Annotated in this window: 17 protein-coding genes; 5 read left to right on the forward strand and 12 right to left on the reverse strand. The window is 46.1% G+C overall.

The window, feature by feature from the left end; genetic code table 11:
• Positions 1 to 146 precede the first annotated feature (146 nt).
• The 4 genes from G3M70_16925 to G3M70_16940 all read right to left on the reverse strand — a co-directional run bounded on the left by G3M70_16925 (position 147) and on the right by G3M70_16940 (position 3,058).
• Positions 147 to 542 carry a hypothetical protein gene (locus G3M70_16925; protein QPJ63465.1) on the reverse strand — a complete coding sequence of 132 codons (396 nt, stop codon included), beginning with the start codon at positions 540 to 542 and terminating at the stop codon, positions 147 to 149.
• A gap of 171 nt (positions 543 to 713) precedes the next feature.
• The gene (locus tag G3M70_16930; GenBank protein ID QPJ63466.1) at positions 714 to 1,499 is read right to left on the reverse strand and encodes a segregation/condensation protein A; all 786 of its coding nucleotides are present in this window, start codon (positions 1,497 to 1,499) and stop codon (positions 714 to 716) included.
• A 46-nt stretch (positions 1,500 to 1,545) separates the two neighbouring features.
• A complete protein-coding gene (locus G3M70_16935) occupies positions 1,546 to 2,301 on the reverse strand; it encodes a 16S rRNA (uracil(1498)-N(3))-methyltransferase (protein ID QPJ63467.1) in 756 nt (251 codons plus the stop codon).
• Between the two features lie 25 nt (positions 2,302 to 2,326).
• Positions 2,327 to 3,058 (reverse strand): HAD family hydrolase, encoded by a 732-nt coding sequence (locus G3M70_16940; protein ID QPJ63468.1) that lies wholly within the window; start codon positions 3,056 to 3,058, stop codon positions 2,327 to 2,329.
• Positions 3,059 to 3,290: 232 nt separating this feature from the next.
• Between G3M70_16940 and G3M70_16945 the strand changes: the two genes are divergently transcribed.
• Positions 3,291 to 3,836, forward strand: a complete 546-nt coding sequence (locus tag G3M70_16945; protein ID QPJ63469.1) for a DUF2284 domain-containing protein — start codon at positions 3,291 to 3,293, stop codon at positions 3,834 to 3,836.
• A 102-nt stretch (positions 3,837 to 3,938) separates the two neighbouring features.
• Complete coding sequence (locus tag G3M70_16950; GenBank protein ID QPJ63470.1) at positions 3,939 to 5,126, forward strand: hypothetical protein; 1,188 nt, start codon at positions 3,939 to 3,941, stop codon at positions 5,124 to 5,126.
• A 16-nt stretch (positions 5,127 to 5,142) separates the two neighbouring features.
• On the opposite strand, the gene serB is transcribed toward G3M70_16950, so the two are convergent.
• The 5 genes from serB to G3M70_16975 are packed head-to-tail and all read right to left on the reverse strand — an operon-like array spanning position 5,143 to position 10,863.
• The gene (serB, locus tag G3M70_16955; GenBank protein ID QPJ63471.1) at positions 5,143 to 6,366 is read right to left on the reverse strand and encodes a phosphoserine phosphatase SerB; all 1,224 of its coding nucleotides are present in this window, start codon (positions 6,364 to 6,366) and stop codon (positions 5,143 to 5,145) included.
• Positions 6,363 to 6,824 (reverse strand): hypothetical protein, encoded by a 462-nt coding sequence (locus tag G3M70_16960; GenBank protein ID QPJ63472.1) that lies wholly within the window; start codon positions 6,822 to 6,824, stop codon positions 6,363 to 6,365. Before G3M70_16960 ends, serB begins: the two co-directional genes overlap by 4 nt.
• 31 nt (positions 6,825 to 6,855) lie before the next feature.
• Positions 6,856 to 8,148: a replication-associated recombination protein A gene (locus G3M70_16965; GenBank protein QPJ63473.1), complete on the reverse strand. Its 1,293-nt coding sequence runs from the start codon at positions 8,146 to 8,148 to the stop codon at positions 6,856 to 6,858.
• A 7-nt stretch (positions 8,149 to 8,155) separates the two neighbouring features.
• Entirely contained in the window at positions 8,156 to 9,841 is a 1,686-nt protein-coding gene (locus tag G3M70_16970) for a hypothetical protein (protein QPJ63474.1), read from the reverse strand.
• On the reverse strand, positions 9,838 to 10,863 hold the full coding sequence (locus G3M70_16975; GenBank protein QPJ63475.1) for an alpha/beta fold hydrolase: 1,026 nt from the start codon (positions 10,861 to 10,863) through the stop codon (positions 9,838 to 9,840). Before G3M70_16975 ends, G3M70_16970 begins: the two co-directional genes overlap by 4 nt.
• Before the next feature lie 236 nt (positions 10,864 to 11,099).
• On the opposite strand from G3M70_16975, the gene G3M70_16980 reads away from it, so the two are divergent.
• Complete coding sequence (locus tag G3M70_16980; GenBank protein ID QPJ63476.1) at positions 11,100 to 12,488, forward strand: tetratricopeptide repeat protein; 1,389 nt, start codon at positions 11,100 to 11,102, stop codon at positions 12,486 to 12,488.
• On the opposite strand, the gene G3M70_16985 is transcribed toward G3M70_16980, so the two are convergent.
• The 3 genes from G3M70_16985 to G3M70_16995 form a co-directional block, all read right to left on the reverse strand.
• Complete coding sequence (locus G3M70_16985; GenBank protein QPJ63477.1) at positions 12,485 to 13,354, reverse strand: SPOR domain-containing protein; 870 nt, start codon at positions 13,352 to 13,354, stop codon at positions 12,485 to 12,487. The two genes, G3M70_16980 and G3M70_16985, sit on opposite strands and share 4 nt — an antisense overlap.
• Entirely contained in the window at positions 13,354 to 15,018 is a 1,665-nt protein-coding gene (locus G3M70_16990; GenBank protein QPJ63478.1) for an arginine--tRNA ligase, read from the reverse strand. Before G3M70_16990 ends, G3M70_16985 begins: the two co-directional genes overlap by 1 nt.
• 96 nt (positions 15,019 to 15,114) lie before the next feature.
• Positions 15,115 to 15,423: a hypothetical protein gene (locus tag G3M70_16995; protein QPJ63479.1), complete on the reverse strand. Its 309-nt coding sequence runs from the start codon at positions 15,421 to 15,423 to the stop codon at positions 15,115 to 15,117.
• Positions 15,424 to 15,558: 135 nt separating this feature from the next.
• Between G3M70_16995 and G3M70_17000 the strand changes: the two genes are divergently transcribed.
• Both G3M70_17000 and G3M70_17005 read left to right on the forward strand, forming a co-directional pair.
• Positions 15,559 to 16,359: a uracil-DNA glycosylase gene (locus G3M70_17000; protein QPJ63480.1), complete on the forward strand. Its 801-nt coding sequence runs from the start codon at positions 15,559 to 15,561 to the stop codon at positions 16,357 to 16,359.
• A complete protein-coding gene (locus G3M70_17005) occupies positions 16,356 to 17,300 on the forward strand; it encodes a MoxR family ATPase (GenBank protein QPJ63481.1) in 945 nt (314 codons plus the stop codon). The genes G3M70_17000 and G3M70_17005 overlap by 4 nt, the downstream gene beginning before the upstream one ends.
• Positions 17,301 to 17,307: the final 7 nt, after the last annotated feature.

Below are 17,307 nucleotides of genomic sequence, written 5' to 3' on the forward strand. Positions count from 1 at the left end.
AAGGCTAACCTTCTTCCGGTGATCTTTCAGGAGAGAATAATGCCTTCCAAGCAAAAATTGCCTCAAATGGGAAGACCTCCAGAACCCTGACACCTTGCCCCGAAACTTTCTGGCATTTATTGGCAGCCGCAGCCCGGGCAGGCAAACTAATCGATAACGTTATGACCGCGGTTGCGCATGCAGTTCTGGTAAGACCTTTTAAAAGTCTCTTCAGCACTGAGCCCCTCTTTGGCACCGCCACCAAGTCCACCGGCGGCCGCCCCTACCATGGCACCTGTTCCGGGACTACCAACTGCAGCTCCGATTGCAGCACCGGCTGCAGCACCCAAAAGGCCGCCCACTAAAGCGCCTTTACCGGTTTCGGTTGCAGTGTCTCCTGAGGCACGCTCCGCAAGCGACCGGCATTCAGCCGTATCCTGTGAGATTCGATCCGCATTAGGATCACCATAAGGGTCAACGGTTGGAGCATAGCCTCCTCTAGAGGCACATCCTGTAAACAAAAGCCCAAGTACAGCAACCGCTACTATTGTTCTTTTTACCATGATTCTCTCCTGAAAATTCGACGCATTTCGTCTACTCCTTTGTTAAGAATAGACAAGACAAAAACCAAAGTCAAACAACCAAAACGCCATTTATTTCAATTCTATATAAACTTGTTGAAAATTGCATATTTGCAAAAGATTTATGAAAAAACTTAGATTAAGAAGAAACAATCAGGAATCTGTTTTAAAATCCAAGGAGACTCCATCCTCTTTGTAATCCTTGAGGACCTCATCCTGAGTCTCTTTATCTGCGGACCCGTATACTCGAATGGTTTCAAAACTCCCTATTTGCTGAATCCGGGCAAGTTTCAACTTCATTAATTCCAATAGTCCTAAAAAGGTAACGATGATTTCCTGCTTGGTATTCAAGGGGGTAAACAGGGATTCAAAAGTAACACTGTCGGTTGCATTGAGAAGTTCAAGTAAATAGTGGATTCGGTCTGTCACTGATAAGTGAGTGATTTCAACCTCGTATCCCGGTAGATCCTTTTTGTCATCCAATATTTTTTTGAATGCACTGAACAGGTCAAACACATTGGCCTCTACCAGAGTTTCATCGCCTTCATCCACAATGGCGATTTCTGCCCCTCTTCCAAACAATTGCTGCCGCTCGTGCTCCTTTTGTCTCAGGTCAAAGGAGGCATTTTTATACCTCTGATATTCCAGCAATCTGCGTGTAAGTTCAGCTCGCGGGTCATTTCCCTCTTCCGACTCGTCCTCCTGCGGCGGCTTGGGTAAAAGGGATCGTGTTTTGATCCGCATCAGTTCTGCAGCCATCACTAGATACTCGCCTGCGAGTTCCAGGTTGAGGTCCTTTAATAACTCCAGATACTCCATATACTGACGCGTGATATCGACTATCGGGATATCACAGATGTCCATCTTCTTTTCCCGCAGAAGATATAGCAGGAGATCCAGTGGGCCTTCAAATATGTCGATTTTTAATTGAAACGTCATGGCAGGAAATCACCGGCGCAGGATAGCCGGGTTAGTTGTGGTCAATTCATGTTTTTAATGGACTGGAAGCCAGGTCACCCCAGCGATATTGCAGCAAGGTTAGCGCTACAAGAGGGACTGTCTCGGCGCGAAGCACCCGAGAGCCCAAGCTTACCGTAATAAAGCCTGCAGCGCGAGCCTGATTCACTTCATCTAGAGAAAAACCCCCTTCAGGGCCAACAAGAAACTGAATTTCGGTTGGTTTTTCATTTCGATCTATATCAGACAACCCGGTTTTTTCTTCCCCCTCCCAAAAGAGAATTTTTAAAGAAGTCTCATCATTGTCCTGGCAATAGGATTTAACTGTTTCGGGCACTACTATTTCCGGAACTTTTACCCGACCACATTGTTTAACAGCGTCCCGTACAATACCAGCCCAGCGTTCAATCCGACCGGGAATTTCATTTTCTTTTAAACGGGAAACACAATGTAAACCCATAATCGGAACAATCTTCCCGACTCCAAGCTCAACAGCTTTCCGGATCGCATTGTCCATGGACTTCCCCTTTAATAAAGAAAGTCCCATATTGATGAACACAGGAGATTCTTTATCCTCACCTGTTTGTGAAAGAACCTTCCCACATGCGACGCTAGCGCTCACTTCGATTAATTCTACGCGACAACACTTGCCCTCCCCGTCCAGAACTTCGATAATGCCTCCCTCACCCAGTCGAAGCACATGACTCAGGTGATGCAGCTCCGCACCTTTAATTTCCACATAATCATTCTTAAAGTTTTCCGGAGAGGTAAAAAACCGGTGCATTGTTTTCTTCTCCAGAAAGCAAAGGTCATCCACCAACCATCATGGCTTTGATGGTCAACAGTTCATCCAGCTCTGCCAGTTGATAGTCAGGTGTAGGTCCTGCGGGTTGTTCATTTTTCTCCCTGTTGATCCAGGCTGTGGCCATTCCTGCACGATGCGCTCCCACAATATCGGCCTCGTAACTATCACCGACAAATAAAATCTTTTCCGGAAGGCACCCCATCCGTTTTTGAGCCAGGTTAAAAATAGAGGGATGGGGTTTTCTGAAAGGAACGTCTGAGGAATAAATCGCAAAGTCAAAATAGGGAGCAAGACCAAAATATTCCCGCTCAAGATTTTTAATATAACCCGGGTTGGTCGTATTTGAGACCAGACCAATTTTGACACCACATTTTTTCAAGCCTTGTAAAGTTGGGCCGGCTTGTGGATAAACCCGGCGTTGGGAGAAAATTTCCTGATAGTAAGTTTTCAAGGCTTCTACTTTCACTTCAGCCGGTAATTCCCAACCTCTTTCAAGAGCTATATAATTGAGGACACACTCATAATGGGCCTCCAGCATAGATTCTCTTGAAACCTGAATCTGTTCCCTGAAAAGTTTTTTCGAATTTCGATAAGCTGTTTCCGGGTTTTTTTCATAAAACCCATGTGCCCGGAGAAATTCCATCATCTTGAAAAAAGCGGATTCATCCTCTTCAGCTCCGAGGTCGAGAAGGGTCCAGGCCCAGTCAAACACCACTCCTTTATAAGGGAATTCCATTCACACCTTTACTTTCCTATCAATACAACCTGTTGGTTTTGCGACACTGACAATGGGGTAACTGTTTATAAACTAAGAAGGTCCAGAGAGGAACCCGGAAAATCTGAACTTGGTCCGGGGTTATTTACCTGCTAGAATCCATTTTTATTACTGGTACAAAGATATTGCTTCTAAAATAGAATTGTAGCATAGACTTTTCGAATTCATTCCCAAACATCCCAATGAAACCAATATGGTAACTGAACTTTTCAAGCCCAGACGATCTTCCACGATTTTGACAACCGACATCGATTTTGTTGGCGAAGCAAAGAATCGTGGTGCAGTTGACGCCAAAGTCATACGGGCTCACACCATTTGTTTGGGAAACTGGACCCGACTTAAATGCCAATTCGGTTGTCAGCATTTTGGACGGAGGCACACCTGCCCGACCTTCACCCCAACCACGCAGGAAATGTCGGATATCCTAATGGATTATGAAAAAGTCCTGGTGGTCGAAGCTGAAGAATCATTAAAGGTCCATGAACTGGTCCTGGGTCTCGAAACACATTACAAATCGCTCGGGTTTGGAAAGGCCTTCGCACTGGAAGCCCTCCCCTGTAATCTGTGTGAAGTCTGCACGGTAGACACCCATTGCGAATATCCCAAACAGGCACGCCCAACCCTGCAGGGATGCGGTATTGATATATCCAGAACTTTGACAAATATAGGGTGGAAAGAAGCCTCCAATCAGGAGCCTTGCTCCCTTGAGCAGACTGTTGGTATTGTCCTGCTCGATTAATTGTCCCTTCCTTTTTTGCATTCATTCTTTCTTGGTGTATAGTTCCCGATAAATTCCAGGAATTTATCGTGGTTAAGATTCCACTTAAAAAAGGTGGAATCTTTGGAACATTTAATTTTTCAGGCTATGTCTTATAGATACGCAATTTTAGGAGCCGGGCGTCAGGGAGTCTCCGCAGCATATGACCTGGCCAGGTTTGGAGAAGCCGAGGAAATCCTTCTCTTCGACTTGAGTTGGTCAGGAGCATCGCGTGGTGCCGCAAAAATCAATCAACTCACCGGCCGGGAAATTGCTCAGGGCAAATTTCTTGATGTCCGTGATTCTGACGAAGTCCGAAAGGCATTTTTGGGAATCCATACGGCTCTCAGCGCTGTCCCTTACCTTTACAACCTCACTCTCACTGAAGCCGCCATAGATACGGGCACAAACCTTTGCGACCTGGGTGGGCACACAGGGACCTCTCGGGAAATTCTGGTCCTTGGAGAATCTGCCAGGGAAAAAGGAATCACCATAATCCCAGACTGCGGAATGGCGCCAGGCTTGAATATTAATCTTGGAATTCACGCCATGTCTTTCATTGAAGAGCCCGAAGAATTATTCATCTGGGATGGCGGATTACCACAAAATCCGGTTCCCCCCTGGAATTATGTATCGACTTTTCACATCAACGGGCTGACGAACGAATACTTCGCCGATGCCTGTTTTATTAGAGGTGGAAAAGTCGCAAACATTCCCTGCCTTACGGAACTTGAAGCACTCTCATTCGATTCGCCTTTGGGTACTCTGGAAGCCGCGGTTACTTCCGGTGGTCTATCGACTATTCCCTGGATTCTAAAAGACAAATTAAAAAAGCTGGAAAATAAAACTCTCCGCTATCCAGGGCACTGGCAAACTTTTGAAGCTTATAAAAGACTGGGGTTATTTGAACTTGAGACAGTTGATGTTGGAGACACCAAAATTGTTCCCAGAGAATTCTTCCACACCCTTCTGGAACCTAAAATCTCAAGCCAGGAAGCCCGAGACATTTCGGTTATCCGGACAAAATGTAATGGAATACAAAATGGAAAACCAGGTTCCTGCACCGTAGAGTTGATGGACATTTTCGATGATCATACAGGGTTTACGGCAATGGAAAAAATGACAGGCTGGCATATTGCAATCGTCGCCCATTTGGCTGCAAAAGGCGAATTACCCGCTGGCCCCTTAACGGTGGATAAGGTCTTGGAGGGTAAAAGATTAGAAGAAGAGTGTAAAAAACGTGGATGGAATCTTAAGATCAGTCACTCATAATAATTAAATTTCATTTTTATCTCCCGGTTTGCAATATATCGCGCAACTCCTGGATCTCAATCCCGGGGATTCCAAGAAAATACAATATCGGCTCCAGATTCAGCGTTTTCAGGCTCGCCTGGGCATGCTGTTCAACAATGGGTTTTGCATTAAACGCGATGCCCAGACCGGCACTGGCCAGCATCTGAATATCATTGGCGCCATCACCGACTGCCACAATCTGTTCAACCGACAAACCTTCTCTTTCAGCCAGCGATAACAGGATTTCCTTTTTCGCACCTGCATCCACAATATCTCCGACAAGGTTTCCAGTCACCTTGCCGTCGGTCAATTCCAGGCTGTTGGCAAACCCGTAATCCAGACCATAAGTTTCTTTAAACTGGTCGATAAAAAACCGGAACCCTCCACTTACAATGGCGATTTTAAAGCCCAGCTTTTTTAATATGGCCACCAGCGTTTCAGCGCCAGGGGTTAAGGGAATCCGGGACGAAACTTCGTGTAACTGTTCAACAGTTAATCCTTTTAGTAAAGCCACCCGCCGCCTTAAAGCTTCCTCGAAATCCACCTCGCCATTCATTGCAGCCCTGGTGATCTGCCCCAATTCCTCTCCAACCCCTGCGACCTTGCCCAGTTCATCGATGACTTCACACTGAAGAAACGTCATATCCGCATCCATCACGATGAGCCGTTTATTGCGTCGAAACAGCGTATCCTCCTGCACAGCAAGATCAACTTCAAACTGTTCCTTAAAGTTCACCAGAGCATCTAGGACATTTACCCCGGCCATTCGTTTTTGCGCGCCAATGACAAATTCGAGAACATGATGATCACTGTAATCCAGTTGTTCGATTCTCAGGATATTAAGATCAAGCGAGGCCAGAGTCCGGGTCAATTCAGCAAGTGCTACGGGCCCAAGGCGTCGACCCAGAAGGGTGACGACCTGCCGGAATTTGTAAGGCCTTTCAGGTCGTAGTTCCCTTTCCCAGGGAGTGCACCCAATATGATATTTCTTCAGCTTTTCGACCTTAACAATTGAATGCCTCAAAGCCTCCAGCTTGGAAACATCTTTGCATTCGACCAAAAGAGAAAGGTTTAGCAGCCCGTTGAACACGAACTGTTTGATATCAACCACCAGACACTCTGACTCGACGATAAATGCCAGAACGTCAGCAAGAACTCCAGGGCGATCCACTCCGGAAACATGCAGGTGAAGTTGATTGCTGTTTACTGTTTCGCTCATTTTACGTCCCGTGACCGGTAACGCCAGCCATCTCGCTTGCGGCAGGACCAACCATCATTGATATGAAAAATCGAAAGGTTATCCAGGACAGGACTTTGGAATAAAGCCAGAATACCTTCACCGGCAATCTTATTTTCCTTTAAGTGAAGGCGCTTTAATTTCTTCAGGTTTGATGAATTCGCCAGAAACTTCAAGCCATCGTCTGTCACTCCATTCCGGGTCAAACTCAACATTTGAATATTGGTCGAATTTTCCGATTGTGCGAGCTCGCGAACCCCTTCATCCCCCAATTTATTATCTTCGAGGTCCAGCCAGCTGACTTCCAAAAGTCTCGGTGAACTCCAAAGCAAACGGGCTTCTTCAGGAGTCAGACCCACTCCACTGAGCATGAGTTGATTCCCCCGCAGGCGGCCTTCAACCAATTCGTCAAAACTTGAAAATCGCATTGCATTGGTCATGGTAATACAGTGTCACTCCTTAAAGATTTGATTATTGTTTGTTTTTCTTTGGCTCGGGAACAAATTGTTTCCCTTTTAATTCCGAAGGGAGGTATTCCTGCTGCACCTTGCCGTCCGGATAATCATGCGGGTAACGGTAATCCTTTCCAAATCCATGTAGTGATTTTGCGTCTTTATAATGAGTGTCTTTAAGATGTTCAGGGACAGGATAGGATCCCCCCCGGTGATTGATTTCTGCAAGAGCAGAATCGACCGCTATAATAGCCGAATTGTCTTTTATTGCACGGGCCACATAAATAGCGGCTTGAGCCAGGGGAATCCTCGCTTCAGGCAAGCCAATCCGTTCCACTGCATTGGCTGCCGCGTTGGCAAGAACCAGGGCCATTGGATCCGCATTCCCGACATCCTCAGAAGCGGTAATAACTAGCCGCCGCGCAATAAACCGAGGATCTTCTCCTCCGGCAATCATTTTGGCAAGCCAGTATACAGAAGCATCCGCGTCGGAACCTCTCAAACTTTTCTGGAAAGCAGAGGCATGGTCAAAATGTTCGGTACCATCTTTATCATAAAGCACCGCAACCTGTTGAATAATCCCTTCAACCGTCTTTTTCTCAAGCTGATCGGATTTTGATTCCGATCGACCATGAGCCTCAATTGAAGCTTCCAAAACATTGAGCGCCCGTCGTGCATCCCCGTTGGCATGACTGATAATCAGATTCAGGGCTTCCTCTTCAACATCCGGAACCTCCTGCCCCAATCCCCGATCTTTATCCGAAAGTGCGCGATCCAGAAGAGCCCGGATATGGTCTGTCGTTAATGCCCCCAATCTGAAAATCTGACACCGCGACCTGAGGGCTGGAATTACTTCAAAAGAAGGGTTTTCAGTGGTGGACCCCACCAACCTCAAAGTACCATTTTCGATATGGGGGAGGATTGCATCCTGCTGTGCCTTATTAAACCGGTGAATTTCATCAATGAAAAGGATGGTACGTTTCCCCTGCCCCCTCCAGCTTTTTTGCGCAGCTTCTATCACCTTCCTGATATCTGCCACTCCGGCATTTACGGCACTGAGTTCATGAAAAATACTTTGTGTGATTTGAGCGACTATCCGGGCAATCGTGGTTTTGCCAGAGCCCGGAGGTCCCCAAAGGATAAAAGACAAGCCTGTATCCTTTTCGATAAGTAACCGCAGGGGACTCGCATTCCCTACCAGTTGTTCATGCCCAACCAACCCATCCCAGGAGGAAGGTCTCATGCGTTCGGCCAAAGGTTGTGGCGGAGAGCCTGAGGAAGATTCAAATTCAGGAAACAGTTCCTGGTTCATCTTAAGTTTAGAGATCCATTTGTTTTAAATTTTTAATGCCCCGCCGCATGGGCTCGATGGCCGTGACGAGAGAAATAAAAACCAGTAAACCATAAATAACTGGAATTTCATTGCCCCCGATAAACTGGAGGGTAAATTTTGCTTTAACATGCACATGCATCGGCCAGGCTATCAGCATCAGGTAGAGTGCAGTAAAAGCCAGACTGGAAATCATGAAAAGAATTCCTCCTGTTCCCGAGGAAATTTCTGAAACATTTTCATAGCGGAACATGGGGTACATGGCTCCCATTCCTACACCCATCCCGACCAACGCCAACGTGATCAGGAAAACACTGATCACACCCACCTGCATGACATAAAAATCGGCCTCAAGTATATAGTTTGAAACTATAACCAACAACTCGCCCAACATTAAAAGTGGAGGGAAGACCATCCAGAACTTGGCGACCAGGAAATTGCGCATTTTAACAGGTGCAGTATAAATGGACCACATCCGGATTCCCTCAACACTGGTTGCAGAAAAACCGAACCTCGAAATTATTGCCGAAAGAACGAAGCCAACCAGGCCAATATTTAAAACGGAGACTACATTTTTCAGAACAAGGTGCTCCAACGGAAGATTAATTATATTAAAAATATAAACCACAACAAGCGCTGCCAGGATAAACATTTGCGACCACTGAGACGGGTCCCGGACAAAAAGAAGCATATCCTTTTTAAGCAAAGCCCTCATTTGTTGCGAAACAGGGACCCACTCCAACCATGCAAACCTTCCGTCAGCCCTGTTTTTTGATTGAGGAGCGTTTTTCACCTCCTGATATAACCGCCATCCTGGAGCATAAATTTTTCTGGAAACAAGCCAGAACACAAGTGCCCCGAATAATGTTCCCCCAATCAAAAAACCCAGCCGGGTCACCGAAATATCAATATCTCCTGCAACCCATGAGGTGAGCCCATGGGTCATCCAGCTACTGGGTAGAAAAGGGTACTCCGGAACACTGAGACTGTTTACAAAACCCGTGATCATGGAATCGGACACTTCTTTTCCAAAAAACTTTTCAGGAGAAAGAAATCGTAAAAACATCACCAAAGCTACCAGAAAAAACAGTCCCAGAAAGGAAAGGATTTGATTGGCTTTCTCTGTCGGGAAATAACGCATTAAAACCATTATTCCCAGAACACCCAGAAAAGATGGAATGAAAACGAAGGGGATGAAGGAGAGAATCAGGTACACATAAAAACCACCATCTGCTTCAAAATGTCTGCCGTAAGCAACAAAAATGGGGATCGCAAATACCCACATCATCCAGGAAGCATTCCACACGGTCTGCAAAAAACGAACCTGGACAACCGATTCCGTTTTTACCGGAAGAGAGTGCAAAAACTCCAGATCAGATGAAACATAAAAAATGGAAAGAGAGGCAATAATGCTGGAAAATAAAACCATCATAAAAAGAGTCAAAAATATTACATTGATTAATTGGACAATCAACTCCACTCCGACATTCAACGGCAAGGTATCCAGGTACCGGATTATTTTCAGGAAGAACAGATAGTCGCCCCAGATAAACAAGGCAACCAGCCCCCCCAACATCATCCACCGATTTTTCTTGGCGGAAGAAGGGTTCTTGAAGTTGTTTTTAAGGAATTTCCATCGTAGCTTTGCAAGATCAGGAACAGTTCCCTGGCTCATTTACTTTCCCCTCCCGGTGTTTTCTCCGTCCGAACCGACAAGGATTTATTTCCATTCAGACCAGAGGCAGCATCCAGGGCCCATTGCTCGACGTAATAATCCATCCAGCGGCGATCTCCGGTCGGCAATTTTTTTTTCGATATATATCCCATATGCCCCCCACCATCTGGAAACTCAGTCGACACGCACAAACTCATTCGGGTCCGTTCAAAAATATCGAATGGTACGAAGGGATCATCCTTCGAACACAAAATTGTGGTGGGTACAAAAATATTATCCAGGAATTGAAAGGAACTGGATAACTGGTAGTACTCATCAACATCTTTAAAACCACCCACCGGGGTTGTATAGGCAATATCAAAATCATAAATGGTTCTCGATGTTTTTTCAGGAACAAATGCATCCGGGAAACACTCTTTTATCGCCTTGAGCTGGCGGTTCAGGAGTTTCATGTAGTAGCCATTAAAGGTCCGGGCCCAGGGTCCCTGAGAAATGGCCAGTGCCGCTGCCTTTAAATCAACAGGGGGATTGACTGCAAGGGCCGACTGTACTTCAGACGGAATCTGCCTACCCTCTCCCAGATATTTTAAAAGGATATTTCCACTGAGAGAAAACCCGGTAAGAATCAAAGGGCGCCCCGGGTACAAAACCTTTATATATTCCACCATTTTGGATAAGTCTTCACTCGATCCGCCATGCCACAATCGTGAAGACAACCCCATTCCAGGACCGCTGCCACTCTGGTTCATCATAAATACGCCAAATCCTCTGGATTCCATTTTGCGAGCCAGACGGCGGATATAGGCAGATTCACTACATCCGCCCATTCCATGTAACAGCAAAATCAAGGGGGCATCCGGAATTTTGGAAGGAAGTTCAAGTCCAAGTATAAAATTTTTAGTATCCAGGGGAATTTTATGAAAAATTCTTTCTCCTATAAGAGTATCTCCGGAAATCTGCGACCCCAGAATTGTCTGGAGGACGCCATTCTTTAATCCTGGCAGTGGCTCAAAAGGAAGCAAAGAACACCTGAAGAGAAAAATCAGAGGTTTGCTTATTAGACAAAAAAGGCATCCAATAAGGACAGAAAGTGGATTTTCGTTTAATGGGGTATTATAAACCACCGGCTAATTTCACCACAAGCCAGATACCTTGACTGTGCCCACAGGGATTGCTAAATTGGCAAGATCATCTATCCGGGCATTCTTAACGCAACCTTTTAACTAACTGACTTAAATTACCCACAGGCTTTCTTACCATGCGGAACTGGATTATTTATAGTATCGTTTTTGCGATCCTGACGACAACAAACGCATTGGCTTTGCCCGGCCCCCCCCTGGACCGGGCATTTCGGTTGAGCAAACAAGGACTCTGGGAAGATTCTATTCCTTATTTCCAGAAAGCCCTTGAGGCTGACCCCGGAAATCAATTAGCGCAAGCTAATCTTGGCGTTGCCTATAGTCAGGTTGGAAAATATAAGGAAGCCATGCACGCCTATGATGCCGCACTGAGCATGGGTTACGATTCAGCAAACTTTCGATATTTACGCGGGCTCGCTCTTTTAAAACTGGAGTTGATCAATGAAGCGGAAAAGGAGATGGAAACGGCACTAAAAATGAACCCGCTGATGCCGGAAACTTTATACGACCTCGGCCTGGTTTATATCCTCCAGAACCGCAACAAAGATGCAATGGAATTAGTTAAAAAACTATATCGACGCAATCACACTCTCTCTGAAAAATTGTTTCATGAGATTCCCTCAAATTATAAAGTAAGCTCTGTGGATGACGGAGGAGTGCTTACAGGTACGGTCCATTTAACGGGTCGTAAACCCAAGCCAAGGGTATTTCATCTCATCCACGCACCCAATATAAAATTTTGTGGCAGGATTTCAGATGGAATGGGGCATCGGATCTTGCACGATTTTGTTACGGGCCCAAATGGGGAACTCCAGGAAACCGTAATTGCCATTCGTGGATTAAAAAAAGGGAAACCCTTTAATAAAAAAATGCAGACGTTTCATATCGACCGCTGCCGCGCCAATAATTATGCAATCGGAATTATGAATGGAGAGGAATTACTGATTGAAAACACAGATCCGATCCGCCACGAAATCGCCACTTACCAGTTTTACAAGCGGAAAGTACGCCAAACTTCCAATAAACCTGTCACACCACGCTCATCACAAATTCGTTCAGCCTTTGTTAAACCTGGATCTGAAGAATTTATAATAAAGTGTAATCTTCACCCTTTCCTTCAAACCCATGGGTTATTTGTCGACAACCCCTACTACACGATCACTGATGAAAAGGGCCAGTTCAAGATCGACGATATTCCACCTGGAACCTACGAAGTAACAGCCTGGCATCCATACCTGCCCGCCAGCCACGGAACCATCACCATTGAATCCGGGAAATCTGCCGCATTGAACTTTGAGTTCAAAAGCACAGACATCAGGCGCAAACTATACTCCAATGATACCAAGGGGTATCGATTCAACACCTGGTTTGATAGTGGGGAAAATTTTTACGGTGGAAAACGAGGGGACGACCCGGTTGAAATCCTTCAGAAATTCGACAACTCGGATCGTTATGATGAGGAGGAATTAAAACCTTTCGACGAGGGATTAAAGCCTCTCAAGGATTAGCCTGCTTTCAAAATAACGGGACTCAATTTTAATTTTTTCCTCGCCATATCAGCATAACGGTTCGCAATTTGTCGGCTGGGATATTTGCCCAGATAAACCCGATACCATTGTCCCATACCTTTAATTTCTATCTCCCTGATAAAGGGAAAAAAACCGTTAAGTTTCAGTTTCTCTTCCAATCCCTGAGCCCTATCCAGTTTTTTAAACGAGGCCACCTGAACCCAGAAGCTTTCGCTTTTTTCATCCAGCTGACTCAAGGAAGACAATACCCACTCGTTGCTGTTCTTTTTCGGTAATTTTTTCTTTTTAACTGATACAGGTTCATTAAGAGGGGGTTTAGTCGTTTTTGAAACCACCTTATCTTTTCCAGTTTTTGGCGAAGGTTGGGGTGACTTTGCAATGGGTAGTGCTGGAGGGTTTTTGCTTTTCACTTCTTCAAGTTTTTTTACAGGTGCGGGAGTTTTTGCACGAACCGAATGGTTCGAAACCGTTTTTTTACTTTTCAGGCTCACCTTTACCGGCACATTTCTTTCTGCGATTTCACCATTTAAATCCACAAAGCGATTCATACTGGAATCGCCCAGAATTTCAAAAAAAGTATATTGAAAGTTGTCTTCTTTTTCTGCGTCCATATCTGCCACAACGGCACCAAACGCTCGGTTCGGCTTGGAAGCAACAGGCTTCTTAACAACAGTCTTGACCTCTACTACCTTTTCAGGCGCCCTCTCTGCCTGAAAAAGCTGGGCCTGCCCAGCCCAATACATTCCTGCGCCAAACCCACCCAACACCAGCATGCCAAGAATCAATTTGACTGACCGAAGTTTCTTATCCTGAGTATTGGGATTTTTTCTTCTGGACCTTCCCACTACATCTTCTCCGGCGCACTCACGCCCATGATTTCCAGTCCGTTTGCAATCACTGAGCGGACACATTCCAACAAAAGTAACCGGGCCTGGGTGAGTTCCTTGTCTTCGGATACAACCCGGTGCACACTGTAATAACTGTGAAACTGGGCTACCAGCTCTTGAAGAAAATATGGAATTCTATGAACCTCCCGACTCAGGGCGCTTTTCCCGACAGCTTCAGGAAACAATAAACATTTTTTGATCAGGGAGAAATCTTCATCCTGATCCAGGCGCTCAAGGTTCACCTTCTCCAGTTCCACTGAGGGAATTCCTTTTTCCTCCGCCATTCGGTGCAAACTACAGATTCGCGCGTGAGCATATTGAATGTAATACACCGGGTTTTCCTGCGTATCTTTTTTCGCCAGTTCAAGGTCAAAATCAAGGTGGCTGTCTGATGAGCGCATAAGAAAGAAGAAACGGGTCGCATCAACGCCCACCTCATTCACAACATCCGCCAAAGTAACGAACTTCCCGGATCGGGTCGACATTTGAACTTTCTCACCGCCGCGCTTTAGCGTTACAAATTGAACAAGCAGTACCTGAAATCCCCCATCGCCATGGCCCAGCGCTTCCAGCACGGCTTCCATTCTTGGAACATACCCGTGATGATCGGCTCCCCATAAATCGAGAATGACATCATAGCCCCGCTCAATTTTGTCCTGGTGGTAGGCGATATCAGCACAAAAATAAGTCTTCTCTCCACCCTGCTTGACTACGACTCGATCTTTCTCATCCCTGAACGCTGACGACTTGAGCCATGTTGCCCCATCCTTGTCGTAAACATAACCCTTATCCCGCAACCATTCGATGGCCCCTTCCACCTTGTTCGAATCGTGCAGGGTCTGCTCACTGAACCAGCGATCATACTCCACGCGAAACTCTTTCAAGTCCTCACGGATTCCATCCAATATCGTATCGCTGGAAACTTTTCTGAAAAACCCAAGCGTGTCCCCGTCTTCAGAACCCAGATGACCATCGCCATCCTGTTCAATTATTTTGCGCGCAATGTCTTTTATATAGTCCCCCTGGTATAAATCCTCAGGGAAATTTACGTTTTGACCAAGCTCCTGTCGGTAGCGCAATTGGGTCGATCGTCCCAGGTTGTTCATCTGGTTGCCCACATCGTTGATGTAATATTCCTTGGAAACCTCGAATCCAGCCCAATCCATCAAGCGCGACAGGCAATCGCCCACAGCCGCTCCACGACCATGACCCACGTGTAAAGGCCCAGTGGGATTCGCGCTGACAAACTCCACCAAAACTTTTGTTCCCTTCCCAACTTCACATCGACCAAAATTTGCGCCCTGATTTACGGCATCCAAAAACTGCTGCCGTAGAAAACCTCTCGCCAAACGGAAATTGATGAAGCCCGGCCCTGCAATATCAACCTCCGCAACCAGTTCTGGCCGCCCCTTCAGTGGCTCCAAAAGAAACTCTGCAATTTGTCTGGGGTTTTTCTTTTCAGACTTTGCCAGCGTCATGGCAATGGTCGTTGCAAAGTCTCCCATTTTCTCATCCTTGGGTTCTTCAATCACTACATCTGGGGGGGTATCAAGATTCAATTGTCCCTGGGATTTTGCCTCTTCAAGTGCAACGCAAACCAGTTCTTTTAACGATTGTTTCATTCGTTGAAATACTTTTTGGAATTCAGGTTAATAAAATTTTCAGGAAGCAACCAATTGGGTGGGCCAGGAAAGGAAAAGTTGGAGAGAGGGTTGAAACTACCGTTGATGGATCGCGTTGATTTTTTCTTCCATTTCCTTTTCCAACTTTTCTTTTTCCTCGATAAATCCCTGTTGGATTTTTTCTGCAGCCTCTGCCAGTTCTTCAGGACGCACTCTATCTTCAAGATGTTTCAACTTGTGCTGCATGGTCACATCTCGATCCGCAATCTGTGCTTTATATTCAGTTCGAATCTCAGCGATTTCCTTCTTTTCCGCATCGCTCAGCTTTTTCTTTTTTTTCATTTCCGGAACAAGTTCATTTGATTTTTCCAAACTAAGTTCCCACGCGCTTTTCAGTCCAGACATGACACCTCCTTCGCAACGATATCAGTTTTGTCATTATAGTCGAAAGTCCCTTTACAAACAATAACGTGGCAGACTCAACCCCCGAAAATTCAGAGGGTTATTTATTGCCGGTCCAAAATCTGATATCCTTTTCCCATGCTTGAGACACCTGATAGAAATCAATTGATTCTGGAACTGAAACGGTACCTGAACTACTTGAAAGACATGGGCTACGACGAGCTTCCTTTAGCCACCCATTTAAACCTGAATGCATCACCCCCCTTAACGTCTACCCAGACTGTAGTCACTCCAACATCCCCTATGGCAAAAAACCCAAGACAAAAGGTAATAAAAAAACCAGCTTCCGTAGCTGATTCTCCGAAAGGATTAACCGGCCAGGCTGGCTTGCAGGCCATTCAAAAAGAAATGGGAGACTGCACTTTGTGCAAACTCAGCAAGGGCCGCAAGACCATTGTATTCGGATCAGGTAACCCCAATGCTGACTTGCTTTTCATCGGTGAAGGCCCCGGGGCGGATGAGGATGAGCAGGGATTGCCCTTTGTCGGTCGTGCAGGAAAAAAACTGACTGAGATCATCGAAAAGGGAATGAAACTTTCCCGTCAAGACGACACGTATATTTGCAACATCGTCAAATGCCGGCCTCCGGGGAATCGTGATCCGGAAAAGGAAGAAATCGAAGCCTGCAAACCTTTTCTTCAAAAACAGGTCCAGGCTGTTCGACCAAAAGTTATCGTTGCCCTTGGTAAACCAGCAGCCACCACTTTGCTGGGAAGGAACGTCGCCATCACCAAAGAACGTGGCAACTGGCACGAGTTTGAAGGTGTACCCCTGATGCTGACCTTTCACCCGGCATATTTACTTCGAGCATACACTTTGGAAAACAGACAGGCAGTTATGGATGATATGACCCAGGTTCTGGAGGCATTGAGGAAATGACAGGAACTCAGGATATCATCTCCCGTCTCAGGCAGAACATTGAACAAGTCATCATTGGAAAACCCGAAGCAATAGAGCTCGCAGTTATTTGTCTGATAGGACGAGGACACTTGTTAATCGAAGATGTACCAGGTGTTGGAAAAAGCTCCCTGGCGTTCAGTCTGGCTCAATCCCTGAATCTTGATTTTCGCCGGGTGCAATTCACCAATGACATTCTGCCTTCCGACATCGTGGGTGTGACCATCTACAACCAGAAAGACCACACGTTCCAGTTCAACAAGGGTCCTTTATTCGCAAATATTGTACTGGCTGATGAGATCAACCGCGCTTCTCCCCGCACACAAAGTGCCCTACTGGAAGCAATGAACGAAGGACAGATAACGGTCGACACGAAAACCTATCAACTGGAAGAGCCTTTTTTCGTGATCGCGACTCAAAACCCGATTGAAAGTCATGGAGCCCATCCCCTGCCGGAATCGCAACTTGACCGATTCATGATGTTCCTCTCGATGGGCTACCCGGCCCTGGAAGACGAACGCCTCTTGCTTAGCCAGAATTCACCAACAGAAAACATCCGTGAATTACAGCCTGTCCTGAATCGGGAAGAAGTTCTGGACCTCCAGAAAAAAGCGGATCAGGTAAAAATAGAGCCCATTTTGGTTGACTACATTCTGCACCTCATTACCGCCACGCGGGAATCAAGACATCTGCAACTGGGGGTAAGTCCGCGTGGTGGGTTGATTCTCCAACAGGCTGCCCGTGCCCGTGCGCTTGTCTACGGCCGGGATTATTGTATTCCCGACGATGTGAAACAGCTAGCTGCCCACGTCCTCTGTCACCGGGTACTTCCGGAATCGCGTCATGGCGCACATAGACGGACAGTTGGCGACACGGCTCCCATCATTCAAAATATCCTCGATGAAGTGGAAGTACCGGTCTAATACTAAC

It is taken from the genome of Candidatus Nitronauta litoralis, assembly GCA_015698285.1.
GTDB classification, from domain to species: Bacteria; Nitrospinota; Nitrospinia; order Nitrospinales; family Nitrospinaceae; genus Nitronauta; species Nitronauta litoralis.

What these genes read in the sequence shown, in the direction of transcription:
- G3M70_16925 (QPJ63465.1), bottom strand. Translation starts at nt 542, where the DNA reads ATGGTAAAAAGAACAATAGTAGCGGTTGCTGTACTTGGGCTTTTGTTT.
- G3M70_16930 (QPJ63466.1), bottom strand. Translation starts at nt 1,499, where the DNA reads ATGACGTTTCAATTAAAAATCGACATATTTGAAGGCCCACTGGATCTC.
- G3M70_16935 (QPJ63467.1), bottom strand. Translation starts at nt 2,301, where the DNA reads ATGCACCGGTTTTTTACCTCTCCGGAAAACTTTAAGAATGATTATGTG.
- G3M70_16940 (QPJ63468.1), bottom strand. Translation starts at nt 3,058, where the DNA reads ATGGAATTCCCTTATAAAGGAGTGGTGTTTGACTGGGCCTGGACCCTT.
- G3M70_16945 (QPJ63469.1), top strand. Translation starts at nt 3,291, where the DNA reads ATGGTAACTGAACTTTTCAAGCCCAGACGATCTTCCACGATTTTGACA.
- serB (QPJ63471.1), bottom strand. Translation starts at nt 6,366, where the DNA reads ATGAGCGAAACAGTAAACAGCAATCAACTTCACCTGCATGTTTCCGGA.
- G3M70_16960 (QPJ63472.1), bottom strand. Translation starts at nt 6,824, where the DNA reads ATGACCAATGCAATGCGATTTTCAAGTTTTGACGAATTGGTTGAAGGC.
- G3M70_16965 (QPJ63473.1), bottom strand. Translation starts at nt 8,148, where the DNA reads ATGAACCAGGAACTGTTTCCTGAATTTGAATCTTCCTCAGGCTCTCCG.
- G3M70_16970 (QPJ63474.1), bottom strand. Translation starts at nt 9,841, where the DNA reads ATGAGCCAGGGAACTGTTCCTGATCTTGCAAAGCTACGATGGAAATTC.
- G3M70_16980 (QPJ63476.1), top strand. Translation starts at nt 11,100, where the DNA reads ATGCGGAACTGGATTATTTATAGTATCGTTTTTGCGATCCTGACGACA.
- G3M70_16990 (QPJ63478.1), bottom strand. Translation starts at nt 15,018, where the DNA reads ATGAAACAATCGTTAAAAGAACTGGTTTGCGTTGCACTTGAAGAGGCA.
- G3M70_16995 (QPJ63479.1), bottom strand. Translation starts at nt 15,423, where the DNA reads ATGTCTGGACTGAAAAGCGCGTGGGAACTTAGTTTGGAAAAATCAAAT.
- G3M70_17000 (QPJ63480.1), top strand. Translation starts at nt 15,559, where the DNA reads ATGCTTGAGACACCTGATAGAAATCAATTGATTCTGGAACTGAAACGG.
- G3M70_17005 (QPJ63481.1), top strand. Translation starts at nt 16,356, where the DNA reads ATGACAGGAACTCAGGATATCATCTCCCGTCTCAGGCAGAACATTGAA.